Origin of the sequence: Methylobacterium sp. GC_Met_3, assembly GCF_026540775.1 — a bacterium.
GTDB lineage: Bacteria > Pseudomonadota > Alphaproteobacteria > Rhizobiales > Beijerinckiaceae > Methylobacterium.
Window position 1 is genome coordinate 1 of record NZ_JALNUL010000152.1, and the last position, 1,202, is coordinate 1,202.

Sequence of the window (1,202 nt, forward strand, 5' to 3'; positions counted from 1 at the left end):
AAAGTTAGTGCACGGTTGGCCGCTCTGCCACGGGTAGCTTGGCCGGCGGAGCTGGTCGGGCGAGCGCAGCTGGCCAAGCGGAGAAGGCTGGCATGAAGACCTCCGGTGCCGGCGGCCGGTATCCCAGAGAGGCATGCGGGCGCACGGTGTTGTAGTGACGTCGCCAGCTTTCGATGACGACCTGTGCTTCCCTGAGTGTGTAGAAGATCTCGCCGTTGAGGAGTTCGTCGCGAAGCCGTGCGTTGAAGCTCTCGACGTAGCCATTCTCCCATGGTGAGCCAGGCGTAATGTAGGCCGTCTTTGCTCCGACGCCGGTAATCCAGCCCTGGACGGCCTTCGCAACGAACTCCGGCCCGTTATCCGATCGAATATGGCCCGGTACGCCCCGCAGGATGAACAGGTCCGAGAGCACATCGATGACGTCGATCGCTTTGAGTTTGCGAGCGACACGGATCGCCAGGCATTCGTGCGTGAACTCGTCGACGACGTTAAGCATCCGGAACTTGCGCCCGTCATGCGTGCGCGCCTCGACGAAGTCATACAACCAGACGTGATTGCGGTGTTCCGGGCGAAGACGAATGCAGGAGCCGTCGTTGTCCCAGATCCGCCCTCGCTTGGGCGGCTTGGCTGGGACCTTCAGGCCCTCACGCCGCCAGATCCGCTCGACGCGCTTGTCGTTGACGAACCATCCGGCCGCCTTCAGCAACGCGCTGATCTTGCGGTAGCCATAGCGCCCGTACGTCTCGGCTAACGCCACGAGATCGGCCGTCAGCGCCTCTTCGTCGTCGCGGCCCCGCGGCACCTTGCGCTGTGTCGAGCGATGCTGACCGAGTGCCCGACAGGCACCACGCTCGGAGACGTTCATCGTCAGCATGATGTGTTCGACACAGGCGCGTCGGCGCGCGGGGCTCGAGACGTCTTCCCCGGGACGCCTCCTGTAGGATCAGCTTGTCGAGGGTGAGATCGGCAATTGCCTTCCGGAGACGGGTATTCTCGGTCTCCAGATCCTTCATCCGGCGAACCTGATCCGACTTCAGGCCGCCAAACTCACGCCGCCACCGGTAGTACGTCACCGAACTCACGCCGAGCGCGCGGATTGCATCGGCCACGCTCTGGCCCTGTGAGATCAGCACATCCGCCTGCCGTAGCTTGGCAACGATCTCCTCAGGCTTCGGGTGTTTTGCCATCTTGTCCGTCCTCCT

At 63.1% G+C, this 1,202-nt stretch carries 1 protein-coding gene; it reads right to left on the reverse strand.

The genetic code is table 11. From position 1 onward, the window contains the following. Nucleotides 1-4 precede the first annotated feature (4 nt). Nucleotides 5-1,187 (reverse strand): IS3 family transposase gene (locus OXS27_RS32245; protein ID WP_267361733.1). Its coding sequence is split into 2 segments (ribosomal slippage): nt 5-916 and nt 918-1,187, totalling 1,182 coding nucleotides; the frame shifts between segments, so codons are not numbered across the junction. Nucleotides 1,188-1,202: the final 15 nt, after the last annotated feature.